Annotated in this window: 13 protein-coding genes; 7 read left to right on the top strand and 6 right to left on the bottom strand. The window is 40.5% G+C overall.

Annotation, left to right across the window (positions count from 1 at the left end):
* The first annotated feature begins 65 nt into the window (after positions 1–65).
* The 6 genes from AC2JBO_RS33630 (at position 66) to AC2JBO_RS33605 (ending at position 6,323) form a co-directional block, all read left to right on the top strand.
* On the top strand, positions 66–821 hold the full coding sequence (locus AC2JBO_RS33630; protein WP_496957982.1) for an EboA family metabolite traffic protein: 756 nt from the start codon (positions 66–68) through the stop codon (positions 819–821).
* Positions 822–824: 3 nt separating this feature from the next.
* Positions 825–1,727: a TatD family hydrolase gene (locus AC2JBO_RS33625; RefSeq protein ID WP_496957981.1), complete on the top strand. Its 903-nt coding sequence runs from the start codon at positions 825–827 to the stop codon at positions 1,725–1,727.
* Positions 1,728–1,864: 137 nt separating this feature from the next.
* Positions 1,865–2,779 carry a UbiA-like protein EboC gene (gene eboC / locus AC2JBO_RS33620; protein ID WP_496957980.1) on the top strand — a complete coding sequence of 305 codons (915 nt, stop codon included), beginning with the start codon at positions 1,865–1,867 and terminating at the stop codon, positions 2,777–2,779.
* 94 nt (positions 2,780–2,873) lie between these two features.
* A complete protein-coding gene (locus tag AC2JBO_RS33615; protein ID WP_496957979.1) occupies positions 2,874–4,154 on the top strand; it encodes a glycosyltransferase family 4 protein in 1,281 nt (426 codons plus the stop codon).
* A 132-nt stretch (positions 4,155–4,286) separates the two neighbouring features.
* On the top strand, positions 4,287–5,114 hold the full coding sequence (locus tag AC2JBO_RS33610) for a prephenate dehydrogenase/arogenate dehydrogenase family protein (RefSeq protein WP_496957978.1): 828 nt from the start codon (positions 4,287–4,289) through the stop codon (positions 5,112–5,114).
* A 12-nt stretch (positions 5,115–5,126) separates the two neighbouring features.
* Positions 5,127–6,323, top strand: a complete 1,197-nt coding sequence (locus tag AC2JBO_RS33605; RefSeq protein WP_496957977.1) for a 3-dehydroquinate synthase — start codon at positions 5,127–5,129, stop codon at positions 6,321–6,323.
* A gap of 299 nt (positions 6,324–6,622) precedes the next feature.
* Here the strand turns inward: AC2JBO_RS33605 and AC2JBO_RS33600 are convergent, their stop codons facing one another.
* Positions 6,623–7,216: a DUF3318 domain-containing protein gene (locus tag AC2JBO_RS33600; RefSeq protein WP_496957976.1), complete on the bottom strand. Its 594-nt coding sequence runs from the start codon at positions 7,214–7,216 to the stop codon at positions 6,623–6,625.
* A gap of 178 nt (positions 7,217–7,394) precedes the next feature.
* Between AC2JBO_RS33600 and AC2JBO_RS33595 the strand changes: the two genes are divergently transcribed.
* A complete protein-coding gene (locus AC2JBO_RS33595; protein WP_496957975.1) occupies positions 7,395–7,646 on the top strand; it encodes a hypothetical protein in 252 nt (83 codons plus the stop codon).
* 116 nt (positions 7,647–7,762) lie between these two features.
* On the opposite strand, the gene AC2JBO_RS33590 is transcribed toward AC2JBO_RS33595, so the two are convergent.
* The 5 genes from AC2JBO_RS33590 to AC2JBO_RS33570 all read right to left on the bottom strand — a co-directional run bounded on the left by AC2JBO_RS33590 (position 7,763) and on the right by AC2JBO_RS33570 (position 15,991).
* A complete protein-coding gene (locus tag AC2JBO_RS33590) occupies positions 7,763–9,490 on the bottom strand; it encodes an iron uptake porin (protein ID WP_496957974.1) in 1,728 nt (575 codons plus the stop codon).
* Positions 9,491–9,937: 447 nt separating this feature from the next.
* Positions 9,938–11,731, bottom strand: coding sequence for an iron uptake porin (locus AC2JBO_RS33585; RefSeq protein WP_496957973.1), 1,794 nt, complete (start codon positions 11,729–11,731; stop codon positions 9,938–9,940).
* A 145-nt stretch (positions 11,732–11,876) separates the two neighbouring features.
* Positions 11,877–12,512: a Crp/Fnr family transcriptional regulator gene (locus AC2JBO_RS33580; protein WP_496957983.1), complete on the bottom strand. Its 636-nt coding sequence runs from the start codon at positions 12,510–12,512 to the stop codon at positions 11,877–11,879.
* Positions 12,513–13,937: 1,425 nt separating this feature from the next.
* Positions 13,938–14,621, bottom strand: coding sequence for a phosphate signaling complex protein PhoU (gene phoU, locus AC2JBO_RS33575; protein WP_496957972.1), 684 nt, complete (start codon positions 14,619–14,621; stop codon positions 13,938–13,940).
* Positions 14,622–14,668: 47 nt separating this feature from the next.
* Complete coding sequence (locus AC2JBO_RS33570; RefSeq protein ID WP_496957971.1) at positions 14,669–15,991, bottom strand: sensor histidine kinase; 1,323 nt, start codon at positions 15,989–15,991, stop codon at positions 14,669–14,671.
* Positions 15,992–16,191 lie beyond the last annotated feature (200 nt).

Raw genomic sequence — 16,191 nt, 5'->3', positions numbered from 1 at the left:
TGATTTTTCAAGATTTTTAGGGAACGAATCAGCCCTGCCTTATTAAGGGGGGTTGGGGGGATTAAATGCAAAATATAAATCATGTTCTGAATCGCAAGTTAATAATTATGTTAGCTACAATTAATTCAAACATAAATAATATTGTTGTCGCTAACCTTTTACAAAGTTGGTTAGCCGCGCGAGCTAGCGAAAAAGCAATGAATTGGCTTTCGACAAAATGTGATGAAATCAAATCAGGTGCCGAAATAAGTATATTTTATGCTGCATTTAGCGCTGTGCCACGTTATACAGGCAAACAAGATTTGGATTTAACAAGTGAAGAATTAGAAGCGGCTTTGAATGTACACAAGGGCTGGTTTCCAAGCAATTGGAGTGTAGACCAAGCCGCGCGCACAATACTAGTATTAAGTTTACCAGACAGCAATCAAAAGCAGTATTTACAAATATTAGAACAATTATTTAATGCTGCTGATGTTGGTGAACTAGTTGCATTATATCAAGCTTTACCGCTTTTATCTTATTCTGGACGACTACAAAAGCGCGCGGCAGAAGGTGTTCGCAGTAATATGACTGCTGTATTTAATGCTATAGCTTTGAATAATTCTTACCCAAGTGAGTATTTTGATAACCAAGCGTGGAATCAAATGGTGTTAAAAGCGCTCTTTGTAGGAAGTCCTTTATCTCAAATTCAAGGTTTGGAACAACGTGCAAATCCTCAACTTGCACAGATGTTAAATGATTATGTCAGCGAACGTCAAGCTGCTAAACGAAGTGTGGCGCCTGAACTTTGGCAATTATTAGAGAAAACTCCTAACTCCTAATTCATGATGTATATAGATCCTCACATTCATATGAGTTCGCGCACTACCGATGATTACGAGCGGATGCGTGATGCTGGTATTGTTGCCATTATTGAACCTGCGTTTTGGTTAGGGCAACCGCGTACTAATATTGGTTCGTTTCAAGATTATTTTAGTAGCTTAGTTGGTTGGGAAAGATTTCGAGCATCGCAGTTTGGTATCAAACATTATTGCACTATGGGCTTGAATTCTAAAGAAGCTAATAATGAAGCTCTTGCCGAGCAAGTTATGGAGCTATTACCGTTATACGTATGTAAAGAGGGTGTAGTAGCTATTGGTGAAATTGGCTATGATGATATGACCCCTGCTGAAGATAAGTATTTTCGGCAACAGCTTGAGTTAGCAAGAATGCTCGATATGTTAGTGCTAATTCATACACCGCATCGAAATAAAAAAGCAGGTACGAACTACAGTATGGATGTTTGTATCGAACATGGCTTAGACCCTACGCGCGTAATTGTTGACCATAACAACGAAGAAACTGTACAGTCGGTGCTTGACAGAGGTTTCTGGGCAGCTTTCACTATTTACCCGCATACAAAAATGGGCAACGCGCGTATGGTTGAAATTGTTAGGGAATACGGATGTGAGCGCATTATTGTAGATAGTAGTGCTGATTGGGGTGTAAGTGACCCTTTGGCTGTTCCTAAGACTGCTGCGTTAATGCGCGAACGGGGTATTCCCGAAAGTCATATTGGCGCCGTTTGTTATGAAAATGCTTTGAAAGCGTATGGGCAAAGTGGGCAGTTTAATGAATCTGATTGGGTTAATCCGTTACCTGTTGACCAGCGTCAATTATTTCAGGGTAATTCGGTGCTACGGGGACAGAAACCTGTGGTTAACTGCGAATTGGCATTGATTGAATAAGGGATTTTTTAATACAAGGCTTACGATTTCATAATTAATGAGGAATCGGTGCGTGACGCTACAACAAAAATCGGTGCGTGACGCTAAAAGCTTGTAACTACGTAGAAGTTTTTTGGTGGCGTCACGCACCCTACTTTATGAATAATCGTGTTTGGGCTTATTTGCAGCTGATGCGACCTGCCAATGTTATTACTGCGTGGGCTGATATATTGGCTGGGGTAGCAGCTTCTGGGTTTAGTACTAAGTTTAATGAAGGAATTGAACAAGGGGTAATACTAGGTAATATTCTACCTTTGGCGTATTTACTTACTGCTACTAGTTGCCTATATAGTGGTGGTGTTGTGTTAAACGACGCATTTGATGCTGATTTAGACGCGGCTGAAAGACCAGAGCGTCCCATACCTAGCGGTAGAGCTTCGCGTCAAGGAGCATTTGCTCTAGGAAGCTTTTTATTGTGTTTAGGTATAGTATTTGCTTCGCTTGTTTCGTTGTCAAGTGCTATTTTAGCTGCGTTTATTGCTGTTACTGCTGTTCTCTACGATGCTTTTGGTAAACATCACCCGTTTTTGGGACCACTCAATATGGGTATGTGTCGCGGTGCAAACTTATTGCTTGGTGTCAGCATAATGTCCGCAATGGTAAGTAATTACTGGTTTTTAACTTTGATCCCAATCACTTATATTGCTGCTATAACTAACCTAAGTAGAGGTGAAGTGAAAGGAGGTAGCAATGCCAACTCAATCGTGAGCTTAATTCTGATGAGTGCTGTTTTTACTGCAATTTTTGGATTGGGGTTGCTAAATAACTATAATTTCCTGCCGATTTTACCTTTTGCTTTACTTTTAGCCATCAGAGTACTTATACCTTTCATTACTGTCTTGCGTGAGCCTAGTCCAGTAAACATACGGTTAGCTGTACGCGCTGGAGTGTTGTCTTTGATTGTTTTAAATGCTACATTTAGTACTGGCTTCGCTGGTTTATTATATGGCTTGTTAGTGTTAAGTTTATTACCAATATCCATGAAATTAGCAGAAGTTTTTGCAGTTACTTAATAGGTGTGGTGCAAGATGTGAGATCAAAATTTCGATAATTCCAGAGGAAGCAGTAGCTTTCCAGCAGTCCTACTTTTTTAATAAATTGTGTCCCATGCATATTCTGATTTATTCCTACAATTACTATCCAGAGCCTATCGGTATTGCTCCGTTGATGACCGAGTTGGCAGAAGGACTAGTGGAACAGGGGCATGAGGTTCGAGTAATCACAGGAATGCCGAACTATCCTGAACGTGAGATTTACGAGGGATATCGAGGTAAATGGTATGTCACAGAAAAGAAGAACGGTGTGACGATTCAGCGCTGTTTCCTGCGAATTAAATCAAAACCTAATTTAATTGATAGACTTTTACTCGAATTAAGCTTTGTATTTAGCAGCTTGCCGCAAGCGTTTAAAGGCTGGCGCCCAGATGTAATACTATTAACAGTACCACCATTATTCGTAACACTGCCTGCGTGTTTTCTAGGTTGGCTTTACAATTGTCCGGTAGTATTGAACGTACAAGATATTTTGCCTGATGCAGCCGAGCGTATAGGATTAATTAAAAATAAGTGGATGATTCGCGTTTTGTCGGCATTAGAGAAATTTGCTTACAAAAATGCTCATACTATAAGTGTTATTGCTGAAGGATTTGTAGATAATTTAACTAATAAAGGTGTGGATGCAGCTAAAATAGCTTGTATTCCGAACTGGGTGGACGTTAACTTTATTCGTCCGCTGCCAAAAGAAAATTATTTTCGTAAAGTTAATAAATTAGAGAATAAATTCGTTGTATTATATTCAGGAAATATTGCATTAACACAAGGTTTAGAGACTGCTATTGCAGCAGCAGCTAAACTGCGTCAAGTCAAAGATATTGTTTTTGTGATTGCTGGTGAAACGAAAGCATTGGAACATTTGAGAAAATGCTGTCGCAAGTACGGTGCCGATAATGTCTTGTTATTACCTTTACAACAGCGCTCTGAACTGCCAGAGATGTTAGCAGCGGCAGATGTTGGGTTGATTTTGCAAAAACGTAATGTTGTTTGCTTCAACATGCCTTCTAAAATTCCTTTAGTGTTAGCCAGCGCGCGTCCTATTATTGCATCGGTTCCGAAACATGGAACGGCAGCATCATCGATCAAACAAAGTGGAGGTGGTATAGTTGTGGCGCCAGAGTCACCAGGCGCCTTAGCAAATGCGATAATAGAATTGTACAAAAATCCTGCCAAAGCAATGGCGTTAGGAGCAAGAGGACGAAAGTTTGCTGTAGAAAAGTACTCGTTTGAAGCAGCACTAGCACAGTACGAAGCATTATTTAGTAATGCAGTTGCAAGTAAGGTTAATGAGTTGGAGCTACCATTAAGTACTACTAAATCAGTTGTTGATGTTTAAAGAACTGCCTCTGTTCCACGCCACTTGCCTCAAGTCGGCAAAGCCGCCCACGGCAGTGGCTCCTCTGTGTCTCTGTGGTCAAAGAAAGGATTTTGTTTGACCACAGAGACACAGAGTTCGCAGGCAAAAGAGATGATAAATGAACTTTTAGCTGACTTAACTATTCGTTCTGGCGCCCACTACAATAATCCTAAAGTTATCACTATTATTGGTGGAAACGGCAGGATGGGCAAGTTTTTCACTAATCAATTAGTTGCAGCAGGTCATCGAGTAAATACAGTTGGAAGTAATTGGCAAAATGCAGATTGTTTACTTTCTCAAGCTGATTTAGTATTAATTAGTGTTCCGATTGAATCGACTTGTGAAATTATTCAACGTACAACTCCATATTTAACGCCAAATATAGCTTTAGCTGATATTACTAGCATTAAAGCAGAACCTGTCAAAGCAATGCTTCAACATCATTGTGGCGCCGTGATGGGGTTACATCCAATGTTTGGTCCCAGCGTCGAATCCTTTACAGGACAAAAGGTAGTTGTTTGTTCGGGAAGACATGATGAAGCGTTTGATTGGTTATTAGAGTTAATGCAAAACCAACGCGCGGAACTAATTTTTTCTACTCCCGAAGAACACGACCAGATGATGGTAATGATTCAAGCAACAAGACATTTTTGCCGCTTAACTCAAGCAATTTACTTGGCACAAGAAAAAATTGATATTGACCAAAGTTTATCAATGTCGAGTCCAAGCTATCGCCAAGAAATTGAAATTCTAAAACGTTTGCTGAATCAAAACCCACAATTGTGTGTTGATATTATGCTTGCTACTCAAGAACGATGTCAAGCAATTCAGTTACTCGCTGAAACTTATGGTCGTTTAGCGAAACTTGTAGAAGCTAAAGACCGCGAAGCATTAATTAAAGAAATTGAAACGACTCAAAGTTTTTTTAAGAGAGAATAGGAAGTAAAGAAAATGGTAGTTGACGTTAAACCAAAAAATATACTGAGCTTACAGCCAATTCAGCAGCGTGTTCAAGTTAGCTTTGAATATCCAGTTCATTTCACCACTGGTTTATTTCACCTGCGAAATTCATTACTCGCGCGCGTTGTAGCCGGCAATGAAATTAAGCCAAAAAAATTAATTATTATTATTGATGAAGGGTTTTTAGAGTGTCACAAAGGCTTAATATGCCAAATTAATGCTTACGTCAAGCGGTACGCTAGCATTATGATGCTAATGGCAAAACCCATGATTATCCCTGGTGGTGAAGCTGCTAAAAATGACACCTCACTAATTGATCAAGTTCATGGGTTGATTCATGATGTGGGATTGTGTCGTCACTCTTATATCTTAGCTATCGGTGGCGGCGCCGTTCTCGATATGATTGGATATGCTGCTGCTACAGCACATCGAGGAATCCGTCTAATTCGTATTCCAACTACTGTACTCGCACAAAACGATGCGGGTGTAGGTGTAAAAAACAGCGTTAACGCATTTGGAAAAAAGAATTTTTTTGGTACATTTGCATCTCCTTATGCAGTATTAAACGACTTTAGCTTTTTGACTACTTTAAGTGATGTTGATTGGCGTTCTGGTGTTGCTGAAGCTGTTAAAGTTGCTTTAATTAAGGATGCTGATTTCTTTGATTTTATTGCTACGCACGCTCACGCACTCTCGAATCGTGATATGGGCGCCATGCAATCGGTTATTTATCAATGCGCGCGGTTACACTTGAACCATATTGCCACAAGTGGCGACCCTTTTGAAATGGGTTCATCACGTCCTTTGGATTTTGGACATTGGGCAGCACATAAGCTCGAACAACTCACATCCTATAATTTACGTCATGGTGAAGCTGTCGCAATTGGAATTGCTCTAGATAGTACGTACTCGTATTTACTCGGTTTACTTCCCCGTAAAGATTGGCAGCAAATATTACATACACTTAAAATATTGGGTTTTACTTTATACGTCCCTGAGTTAGCAGAAGATTTGTTTAATTTTGAAAATCCACGCTGTATCTTCCGAGGGTTAGAAGAGTTTCGCGAACACCTTGGAGGTAATCTAACTGTAACATTATTGGAATCTATTGGTAGAGGTGTTGAAGTTCACGAAGTTAGTTTGTCTTTATATAGAGAAGCTGTTAAAGCGCTGAGTGATGAGTGCTGAGTGCTGAGTGCTACAGTAGATGTAATGTGTGGTTTTGTTGATGATCCCCCCTAACCCCCCTTAATAAGGCTACTGTGTACACACAAGTCTCTAAAAGTAACTTTTCTTTTCTTTCTTTGCGCCTTTGCGTCCTTTGCGGTTATTTTTTTAACGAACCGCAAAGAACGCAAAGAACGCAAAGGGAAGGAATGTAAGAATTATAAAAAGATGTGTGTACACGGTAGCTTATCAAGGGGGGTTGGGGGGATCAAAGATGTATATACAATAGCCAATACACCGACGGTAGGTTTTGATCAATCTTACTTAGGAATGCTCACAGAAGAAAGTCCAGCAGCCGCGCGTAAGTTCTGAGTACGAATTAATTCGATAAAATCTAAACCTGGGCGCCCTTCAATTAAAGCGACTGTCTCAATAGCAGTTAGTAAATGTTCTGCTGCTTCGGTTTCTGAGTAGTTTCGACGCTGTGCTATTTTTATTGCAGTGGTGTCGGCGCCTATTTCTGAGTGTTGGTCTTTATTAACACGCCATATCCGTAATACTGCCATTGAACTCAAACCAGCAGCAGCAACAAAACCTATTACGTCCCTTTGAGCTAATTCTACAAACCCACCTAATATTCCAGCAACTGTAACACCTTGATAGATATCCGGTTTAAACCATGTTATTCCAGTCAACCAACTTACTGTTCGCAGTAATAACATGTCGCGCTGGGGTTTGGTTAACCGGCGCCACAAATCAAAGTTAATATATATAGGTCTATCTGAATTCCAAGGCAATGGGAAAGCTACATCTATTACTTTAGCTTGCTCTGGCTTGCTAACGATTTTTACTGTCATTCTACCGGATGCGGGCATTATGTCCAACAAGCGGCGAATCTCAATGTTCGACTCCATATTTTTAGTCTAAAATTGTTATTACTAAAACATGTCAAATCAGCATAATCATCGGGCTACAGTCATATTTTTTACCTATTTACCAATAGCGCTCAAATAATCTTGGTTAATAAATATCACATAAAAAATTTCAAAATCAAACCTGTACGCATACAATTCAATTCTCATTCAACAAATTATGGAAGCTTTCGCATTTATTCCACCCCAATGGACAAATGAGGCAATTCATGCTTATGACTTTTGTTGTCCCAAGTGCCATTCGAGCAGCTTGGAAGCTACACAAGTTTGGATTAACCGACGGGCGCCTGTAACAACCGAAAATTATAAACGTAAATGGCAAGAATTTTACCATTGCCAGTGCGGTTGTGTTTGGTGGGCTTGGAGTAATGATAGACCACCAACCAATTTAAAAAAACCAGACGAATTGTAGGTTGGGTGGAGGAACGGAACCCAACAAAAAAGCCCACCAAATGGAGAGCTAAAGTAAATCCAATCACATCATGGTAGAGACGTGATTAATCACGTCTCTAAATCATGTTCATATTTTTAGAATGTGAAGGTAGTACGTAGTGTACCGATGTAAATGGTATCGTTACGGTCGTTATGCTCTGGGTTGAAGATTACTAGCAACGCAGGAGTTACCGAAATGTTGTCATTAAGTTGTAATCTGTACAGAGTTTCTAACTGGTAAGAAGTATCTTCGTCTTTTTGACGTACACCTGTTGCACTGCCCACACCACCAACTGCTGTTCCCCTAAAATTACTACCTGTAATTTTAGGAGGTTGACCAAAAGTAACACCTAATAAACTACCTTTACTACCAAAGTCTCTAAGTGCTAAGTTTGCAGCCCAGTATGTAGCAGTTGCGTCAAATCTATTGTTATTTGCTCCTGTTTCACCAGAGATATCAGCTAAACCATACCATCCACCAATTGCGATTTTGTCACTTAGGCGGAAGTTAACTTGGGCACCGTAGTGATTTGCAGAAGTCGCAGTGTTATTACTAATAACAGCACCAGTGGCGGGGTTAATGATAGCAAAGGGCGCGCTGGCGATATCGCTACCTGTGCCTTCAAATACGTTAACTCCAGTAGCACTGTTTTGATAAGTGTGAGCGTAAGTCAAACCGACACCTAGTTTTTTGGTCGGTTGGAAAGAAAGTTGTGCAAGCGCTGCATAGTTACCATCTGTAAGACCATTTCTATCATTTGGGTTGTTTGCTGTGTTGGTACGTCCACCAGCTAAATAACCACCGGATATAGAAATTGGACCACTGGGGTTGAAGGTGATAGTAGCACCGGCGCCACCTTGACCTTGGCGGTAAATTGGGCTGAAACGACCGTAACGAGAAATTGAACCACGGCTAGAGCTTGCAAAGTCTGGGTTAAAGTTATTAATATTTTCCCAGAACTCACCGTTATTAGCATCAACCTTAATACGAACAGCGTCACTAAGATTGAAAGCATAGTTAATTTTATCAATTTGAACGCTGTTGGAGGTGTCGCTAACGTCATAAGCCAAACGGGTCATATTTGTACCTGTGACAGAGCTATTATTAGAGGTATTTCCTGCTTGCAAACGAATTTGCAACTGGTCTTTACCACTGAAACTGCTAATTAAGTTCAAACGAACACGTTCGGAGAAGACGGTGTTGCTTCTTAAATCTGGTCTTCCAGTGCCTGGTGCGTTAACTAATTGACGAGAACCAACTGCTCGGTCATCACCAAAAGCATCAGAAACGCTGAAGATCGCTTCACCGAGTAACTTGGTTGTGGTAGAAAACTGCTGTGCTTCCAATTGAGCGGTGCGTGCTTCTAAGTTGTCAACGCGACCGCGTAGGGTTGCTAGTTCTGCTGAAAATTCTTCTTGTAAGCGCTGTAATGTCGCTAAGTCTTCTTTTTTAACTAAGTCAGCGGTTGCGGTTGCGATTAATTCGTTTACGCGGTCTAAACAAGCGTTCAAACCTGCGGCGAATTCGTAACGAGTTAACGCGCGGTTTCCACGGTAGGTTCCGTTGGGATAACCTGCGATACAACCGTAACGTTCAACTAATGACTGTAATGCTTGGAATGCCCAATCAGTAGGCTGTACATCCGAAAACTGCGATACCGATGTTACCTGACCTATATTATCTGACTTTTGCGCTTGTGCCATTTCGTTAACTGAAGGCACTTTTTCACTCATTTCTCCAGCAAAAGCGCTGTTTGCAGTTGCAAAGGCAGCAGCAACGAGAACTGGGCTTAACTTAACAGTGTTCCAAAGTAATCTACGCATCTTTGTATTTTCACTCACACCTACGTAATTATTTTACATATGTCTGGGAGTTTTTTCTCACTTTTACAAAGATTTTATTTAATTTAATTTAAATTGTTTGTATTGAATATGTGAACAAAGGTCTTGACAATCCGCCTTCTTTCTGAAATGCCCGATTTTTCCCTTGCCACAGCAATTTATATGCAACACGTAATTTTACTTGTCTATAGGTTAAGTTGAGGTTATGAAGCCTATAAATTCACTCGTAAAAGTCTAAAAGTACGATACTGTCAAGATTTTAGCTAGTAACTTTTATTACACAAAAATTTTATAAACTATTGGGCACAAAAAATTTGTTTATAACGTCTTTCTACCCTTACAATTTAAAGAAACCCCCATCTGGATAAGAATAGGGGTCGGATTAAATTATTGGAGGATTACGGTCGAAAAATCAACTAAGATTTAATCTTAGAAAGAGAAGGTGGTACGAAGAGTACCAACGTAGATCGTGTCGTTACGGTCGTTGTGTTCTGGGTTGAAGATAACCATCAGAGCAGGTGCAACGGTAATGTTGTTGTTGATTTGCATCCGGTACAGTGCCTCTAAGTGGTAAGAGGTGTTAGCATCTTTTTGTTCAACACGTCCGAATGTACCAACTGTTGGTGCGAAGTCGCTGCCGGTTACTTTGGGAGATTGACCAAAGGTTAAAGCAAGCAAGTTACCTTCTTTGATGAAGTCTTTAACTGTCAAGTTAGCAGCCCAGTAGAACATATCTGCGCTGTCACCTTTCACAACTACGTTACGAGCTGCGATTTGAGCAGCAGTGGCGCCAACAGCGTTGGTTTCAGCAGTAGCATTAGAGTAACCTACCCAACCGCCAAGAGCTACTTGAGGATTGAATTTGTAGTTGGCTTCAATACCGTAGTGGTTAGCAGAAGTAGGAATGTTAGCAGTATTAGTACCACTAACAAATGGTGCGTTCGCTAAATCACTACCAGTAGCGCCAAATAAACTTACGCCACCAGCTGCGTTCTGGTAGCTGCGAGCATAAGTTCCACCAATGCTGAAGTTATCGTTAACTTTATAAGCTAATTGACCTAAAGCAGCATAGTTACCATCGGTTAAACCTCTTCCAACTGAAGGGTCGTTAGCAACGTTATTGCTACCACCAGCTAAGTAACCAACAGAAGCGCTTAACTTACCTTTGGGGTTAATGGTAATAGTTGCACCAGCACCACCAGCACCTTGACGGTAGATAGGGCTGAAACGACCGTAGCGAGAGATAGAACCTCTGCTGGAGCTAGAAAGGTCTGGGTTAAAGTTGTTGATGTTTTCCCAGAATTCACCATTGTTCGCGTCAACTTTAACGCGAATTTGGTCGCTTAAGTTGAATGCGTAGTTGATTTTGTCAACTTGAACACCTTGTGTAAGAGTACCATTGCTGGTGTTGTTGTCGTATGCCAAACGGGTCATAGCAGTACCCGTAGATGCCGAGGTTCCAGCAGGAGCTGTGCTAGCACCAGTATTGTTGTTGCTGAGAACGTTTCCAGCTTGCAAACGGATTTGCAACGCATCTGTACCAGTAAAGCTGCTGTTTAAGCTTAAACGAATCCGGTCAGAGAAGGTGGTGTTGCTGTCTAAGTTTGAACGATTAGAACCTGCGTTGTTGTATGTTACTCTGCCAGGGTCGTTAACAAGCGCGCGTGAACCAACAGCAGATCTGTCACCAAAGGTATCAGAAACGCTGAAAATAGCTTCGCCAACTAACTTGGTGGTAGTGGAGAACTGTTTTCCTTCTAATTCAGTGGTACGCGCGTCAAGTTCATCAACACGACCACGTAAAGTTGCGAGTTCACTAGAGAACTCTTCTTGTAAGCGTTGAAATGCAGCTAAATCGTCTTTTTTGACTAAATCTGCGGTGGCTGTGGCAATTAATTCATTTACACGGTCTAAGCACGCATTTACACCAGCCGCAAATTCGTAACGAGTCATTGCACGGTTGCCACGGAAGGTTTTGTTAGGATAACCTGCTATACAACCGTAGCGTTCTACTAAAGACTGTAATGCTTGGAAAGCCCAATCAGTAGGCTGTACATCGGAAAACTGTGATACGGAAGTTACTTGTCCGATATTGTTCGATTCAGATAGTTGAGCTACTGATGTTTCATTTGCTTCAAGAGCGAATGCGCTGTTAGAAGCCATGAATGTTGCAGCAGCTACAACTGGCGCCAACTTAATAACGTTCCAGAATAGCTTTGTCATTATTTTACTCTCACTCACACCTTTTGGTTTTAATCATTTCGCCGATTCCCATAGTCTTTTTTCCCTACGAGAATTCACTGATTAGTCACAAAAAAAGTGTAGCAAAAGTGAGTGGTTGATTTATGTCAACCACCGCACGTTTCATTTATTTTCTTTGAATGGTATTCTGGTTGTTGTTTGGTGTACGCAAGATAATCCGACGCTTGTGGCGAATCATCGTATTCTCTTCTTCAAACTGTTGTAGCAAACGAGTTACGGTAACTCTTGTAGTATTTAATACTTCTGCCATTTCTTGATGTGTAACGTTGAGATCAATTAATTTACCTTGTTCTACATCACGACCAAACTTTTCACTCAGCCAAACCAAGAACTGCCACAAACGGAGAGAAATTGGTTTACGGTGTACTATGCTCAACAACTCTTCAGCTTGTTGAATGTGTGACAAGAACGAGTTAATATCTTGATGCCATAACTGAGGAGGAACCACGCTAACTTCAACGCTGGTTAAACACTCAATTTGGTAAGGCTTTACGCGCGACAATGGGTATCCGATCAAATCTCCAGGTCCCCAATACCCTAAAGTAATAAAGGTTCCATCTTCACTCCATGTCAAAGTCCGAACGGCGCCACGCTCAATTTTCCACAGTACGTCATTGCGCGCGGGAATTGTTTCACGACGAGTAAATAAGCGCTGTGGCAGATTCGTAGTAGTGTTCGTAGTGTTGGTGTTGGTAGCTGAATTTTGGGGGACACCATTAGTATTGCGGCTTGTGGAATACATCATAGTTAGGGGTGTAAATAAGTAAATGTGTTCTAAAGATTTAAACTTGGAAGGAGGTATCCAGGCAATCTGCTATAAACAAGCAAGTAATGGCAGAATTGCAAAAGGAACATTTAACGGTTGCCGCCTAAAACTTTAGGTTATACCCAAAGGTAGATGCTATTTCGGCTTGTCTTTATTACCCTGAAAAGATATAGATTTAACTACAACTACTCGCATTTACATAAGGCCATACTCACTTAAGTCGCTTACACCAGTTTGTTACCTTTTTAGATTCAATCAAATACACCTGACTACTGCTGCACACCTAGGTTTTGCAGGTTTTGCTTATGCATATCAGGTGCCAAGAGATTAAATAACTAATTCTTCTTTAAAATTAAAAAATTAGCTTGCGGAGCATCAATGAATTATGTTGTTGTAGTAGCTCAAAAACTCGTAACATGAAATTCACTAGAAGAGCAAAATATTGAGTTGCTTTTGTCGCGTCTCTCAAATAATTCAAACACGGTTTGGCAAGGACTAATTTATTATATGTTAGGAATGAACTTTCCTTTGTAACGTCCCTGACATCCAACCGCATTATTGTGCTTTTTTACTCTTATGTCTGTTTCCTTCTATACATGAATGTTACTTGATGAGTAACAAGTTCTATAGCTAGTAGCCTTTGTATAGAATCAGACAGCACCTAACCTTTCGTCTACTCCACTTGCTCTAACGTCAAGGTATAGACTTAATTTCCGATTCAATTTTCCCTGATGACTTGGAATCAAACGCTACACCAAACTCTGTATTGGACAACGGTTTTGACTCTCATCCCATTCTAGTATCAAAATCAATTTTTGACTTTAAATTCAATATAGAATTTTCAACCGCAAAAAGTTAATGCGATTACGCGGGCAACACACACCTGTTCCATTTATTGGAGCTATGAGTACTGTAAGAAACAATTTATTATTGCCTCTGCTAATTTAAACTTATAAGATTAAGAACAGGTAAGGCTTTCATAAAATGTGTATTATTTAACCTATATTTAATTTCATTATGGAAGCGAGTGGCGCCTCTGGAAAGTTAGAAAAGTTGTCTTTGTAAGGAATACAGAATTTTAGCTGGTAAATTTTAATGTCGAGTGTCAACAACAAATTTTCTTGAGTAATTAAGCTTAACAAAAAGACGTTACATTCGTAATTGTCGAGGATTAGATGATAAACATAAACTTTTGTCTATCATCAGTATTAACTTTAAATAGATGTATAACAATAAACATTCTGTTTAAGTAGAAAATGTATACACTATTGTTATAAGATGCGATATTAGTTTTATCATTTAGATGCAGCTAAATGCAATCTTGAATATCTATCGGTGGGAGTAATTAATCTATAACAGCGCAAAACCGAGTTCCATCAAAACCCGGTTTTAATCAAGTTGCTATGAACGTTGACCTGTGACTATATATGCTACTCGTTGACCAATATTGGTAGCATGGTCTGCCATCCGCTCTAAGCAACGAATTGCTAGACCGAGAAGTAAGTAAGGTTCCAAAAGACCGACGATATCGCGTTGTTGAGCTAGGGCATTGTAAACTTTTTCATAGGCATTATCAACTGTATCATCAAGATGTTTAATGCTGCGTCCGTTGACTTCATCCAAATCAGCTAATGCGACTAAGCTAGTTGCTAACATTCCTTGTGCGTGGTGTGACATCATCGCAATTTCTGGAAGCAACGAATGCGGTGGATACGAAAATATTTTGACCGCTATCTCACCTAAGTCTTTTGCATAATCACCAATGCGTTCTAAATCACGCACTAGTTGCATAAACGCGCTTAAACAACGTAAATCTCTATCTGTAGGAGTTTGATGAGTCATTATCAACGTACAATCAAGTTCGATTTGCCGATAAAACGCATCAATTTTCTTATCTAATTGGGGCAGTTCTGCTGCTGCCGCTAAGTCCCGTGCAAATAAAGATTGATGACTAAGACGAAAAGACTTTTCTGTCAAGGCGCCCATACGCAATACATCCCGCTCTAGGCGCCGAATCTCGCGCGTTAGTTGGGATTTATCGGAATCGTAATTACTATTACTGGTATTATAAAAGGGGGCTTTCACGCTTTACGTTCTCGAATGAGAAGATAATTCTAACTATAATATCGACTTTAAAACTTTGCCATGACTCCTGGTAGTACAATTTGCATCCACGCCCCTCCCGTGTCCGGATGATTCATGGCTTTAATAGAGCCACCATGCGCTATGACTATTTGTCTGACTATTGCTAAACCAAGTCCAGTACCAATTGTCGCGGCACTTTCATCACTATTGTGAGAACGAGTTCGGGCAGTGTCTCCTCGATAAAATCGCTCGAATACATGGGGTAAATCGTCTTCTGAAAATCCAAACCCAGAATCAATTATGTTTATTTCCACATTTGGTTCTATATTTGGTAAATAATCTGAGTCGTAGTCTCCTGACTGATTTTGAGGTTGAATTTTTGCCTCAACGTGAATCTTAGCACAAGGCGGATTGTATTTAATACAGTTGTCAAGCAAGTTAACAAAGACTTGGAACATTCGCGATTGGTCAGCGCTCACCCATAAATGGTCGGGTCCAAAGTAAAAAAAATGCATCTCTCGCTGCTGCGCTTTGAGTTCGAGTGTTTCCCAAACAGAAACAATTAGCGAACGTAGGTCAATAGTTTGCCTAACTATTTGTATTTTAGGATTGGTTTCGAGTTGGGTTAAGTCTAACCAACTTTGCACTAAATGAATCAAGCGGTCAACTTCAAGCATCATCCGGTCAACCCAGCGCTTGAGAGGAGAATCTAATCGGTCTTGTAAGGTTTCTACAACGAGTCGTATTGAAGTTAGAGGTGTTCTAAGTTCGTGTGCCAAGTCAGAAAATGCGCGGTCGCGTACCTGATTAATTTCAAGTAAAGGCTGACGGTTTTCTAGAAACACACCCACCTGACCTTTGGGTAAAGGTAATCCAGTTGCGCGAAGAAGTAACGGCTTCATTTCTAACATTGTCGTTGTACTGTCACAAGAGGGGTGATACTCCCACTCTTTAATTCGCAACTGCTGACATTCGCGCGTTTGTTCAACTAATCGATCTAGTTCATACGACCGTACTAACTCCACCAACAACCTGACTTGTCCAGGTTGCCACCGCTGTAAATATAATATTTCGCGCGCTTGTTCGTTACACCATAGCAGTTGGTTTTCCTCATCTACCTGCAAATAACCAATTGGTGCGAACTCTAACAAATCTTGATACGTTTGTAGCTGTTGCTGTAGATGTAAACCTTGATATTTGACCAAAGCAAGTTCGTGACGCAAACGCGGGATTAAAGGTAGCGCCACTCGTGATGATTGAGCGGTTAATGGTCGTAGCACTTGGGATATGTAGCGGTTCAGCTGAAACTGCTGCCACACCCAAATACTTACACCAACCACTAAACCCAAACAAAAACTCAATAACACCATTATTCGTTTTTAGCTGCTTGTTATATCTATATAAAACTAGCAACTTCTGAGTAAAAAGTGATGAGTGCTGAGTGCTGAGTAGGATTAATAGTTAGGAGTTAGGAGTTAGGAGTTAGGAATATAATTGCTCACTCAGCACTCAGCACTCAGCACTCAGCACTCAGCACTCAATACTCAGCACTCAGCACTCAGCACTCAGC

The organism is Calothrix sp. CBUCES-K 9914 (assembly GCF_059640475.1).
Note: the sequence above shows the minus strand (reverse complement) of the source record. Positions and strands in the feature narration are given on the sequence as shown.

Bases quoted from the DNA above. Each gene is read 5' to 3' on its own strand.
- AC2JBO_RS33630 (WP_496957982.1), top strand. From the start codon at position 66: ATGCAAAATATAAATCATGTTCTGAATCGCAAGTTAATAATTATGTTA.
- AC2JBO_RS33625 (WP_496957981.1), top strand. From the start codon at position 825: ATGATGTATATAGATCCTCACATTCATATGAGTTCGCGCACTACCGAT.
- AC2JBO_RS33580 (WP_496957983.1), bottom strand. From the start codon at position 12,512: ATGTATTCCACAAGCCGCAATACTAATGGTGTCCCCCAAAATTCAGCT.
- AC2JBO_RS33585 (WP_496957973.1), bottom strand. From the start codon at position 11,731: ATGACAAAGCTATTCTGGAACGTTATTAAGTTGGCGCCAGTTGTAGCT.
- AC2JBO_RS33595 (WP_496957975.1), top strand. From the start codon at position 7,395: ATGGAAGCTTTCGCATTTATTCCACCCCAATGGACAAATGAGGCAATT.
- AC2JBO_RS33610 (WP_496957978.1), top strand. From the start codon at position 4,287: ATGATAAATGAACTTTTAGCTGACTTAACTATTCGTTCTGGCGCCCAC.
- AC2JBO_RS33600 (WP_496957976.1), bottom strand. From the start codon at position 7,216: ATGGAGTCGAACATTGAGATTCGCCGCTTGTTGGACATAATGCCCGCA.
- AC2JBO_RS33615 (WP_496957979.1), top strand. From the start codon at position 2,874: ATGCATATTCTGATTTATTCCTACAATTACTATCCAGAGCCTATCGGT.
- AC2JBO_RS33590 (WP_496957974.1), bottom strand. From the start codon at position 9,490: ATGCGTAGATTACTTTGGAACACTGTTAAGTTAAGCCCAGTTCTCGTT.
- eboC (WP_496957980.1), top strand. From the start codon at position 1,865: ATGAATAATCGTGTTTGGGCTTATTTGCAGCTGATGCGACCTGCCAAT.
- AC2JBO_RS33605 (WP_496957977.1), top strand. From the start codon at position 5,127: ATGGTAGTTGACGTTAAACCAAAAAATATACTGAGCTTACAGCCAATT.
- AC2JBO_RS33570 (WP_496957971.1), bottom strand. From the start codon at position 15,991: ATGGTGTTATTGAGTTTTTGTTTGGGTTTAGTGGTTGGTGTAAGTATT.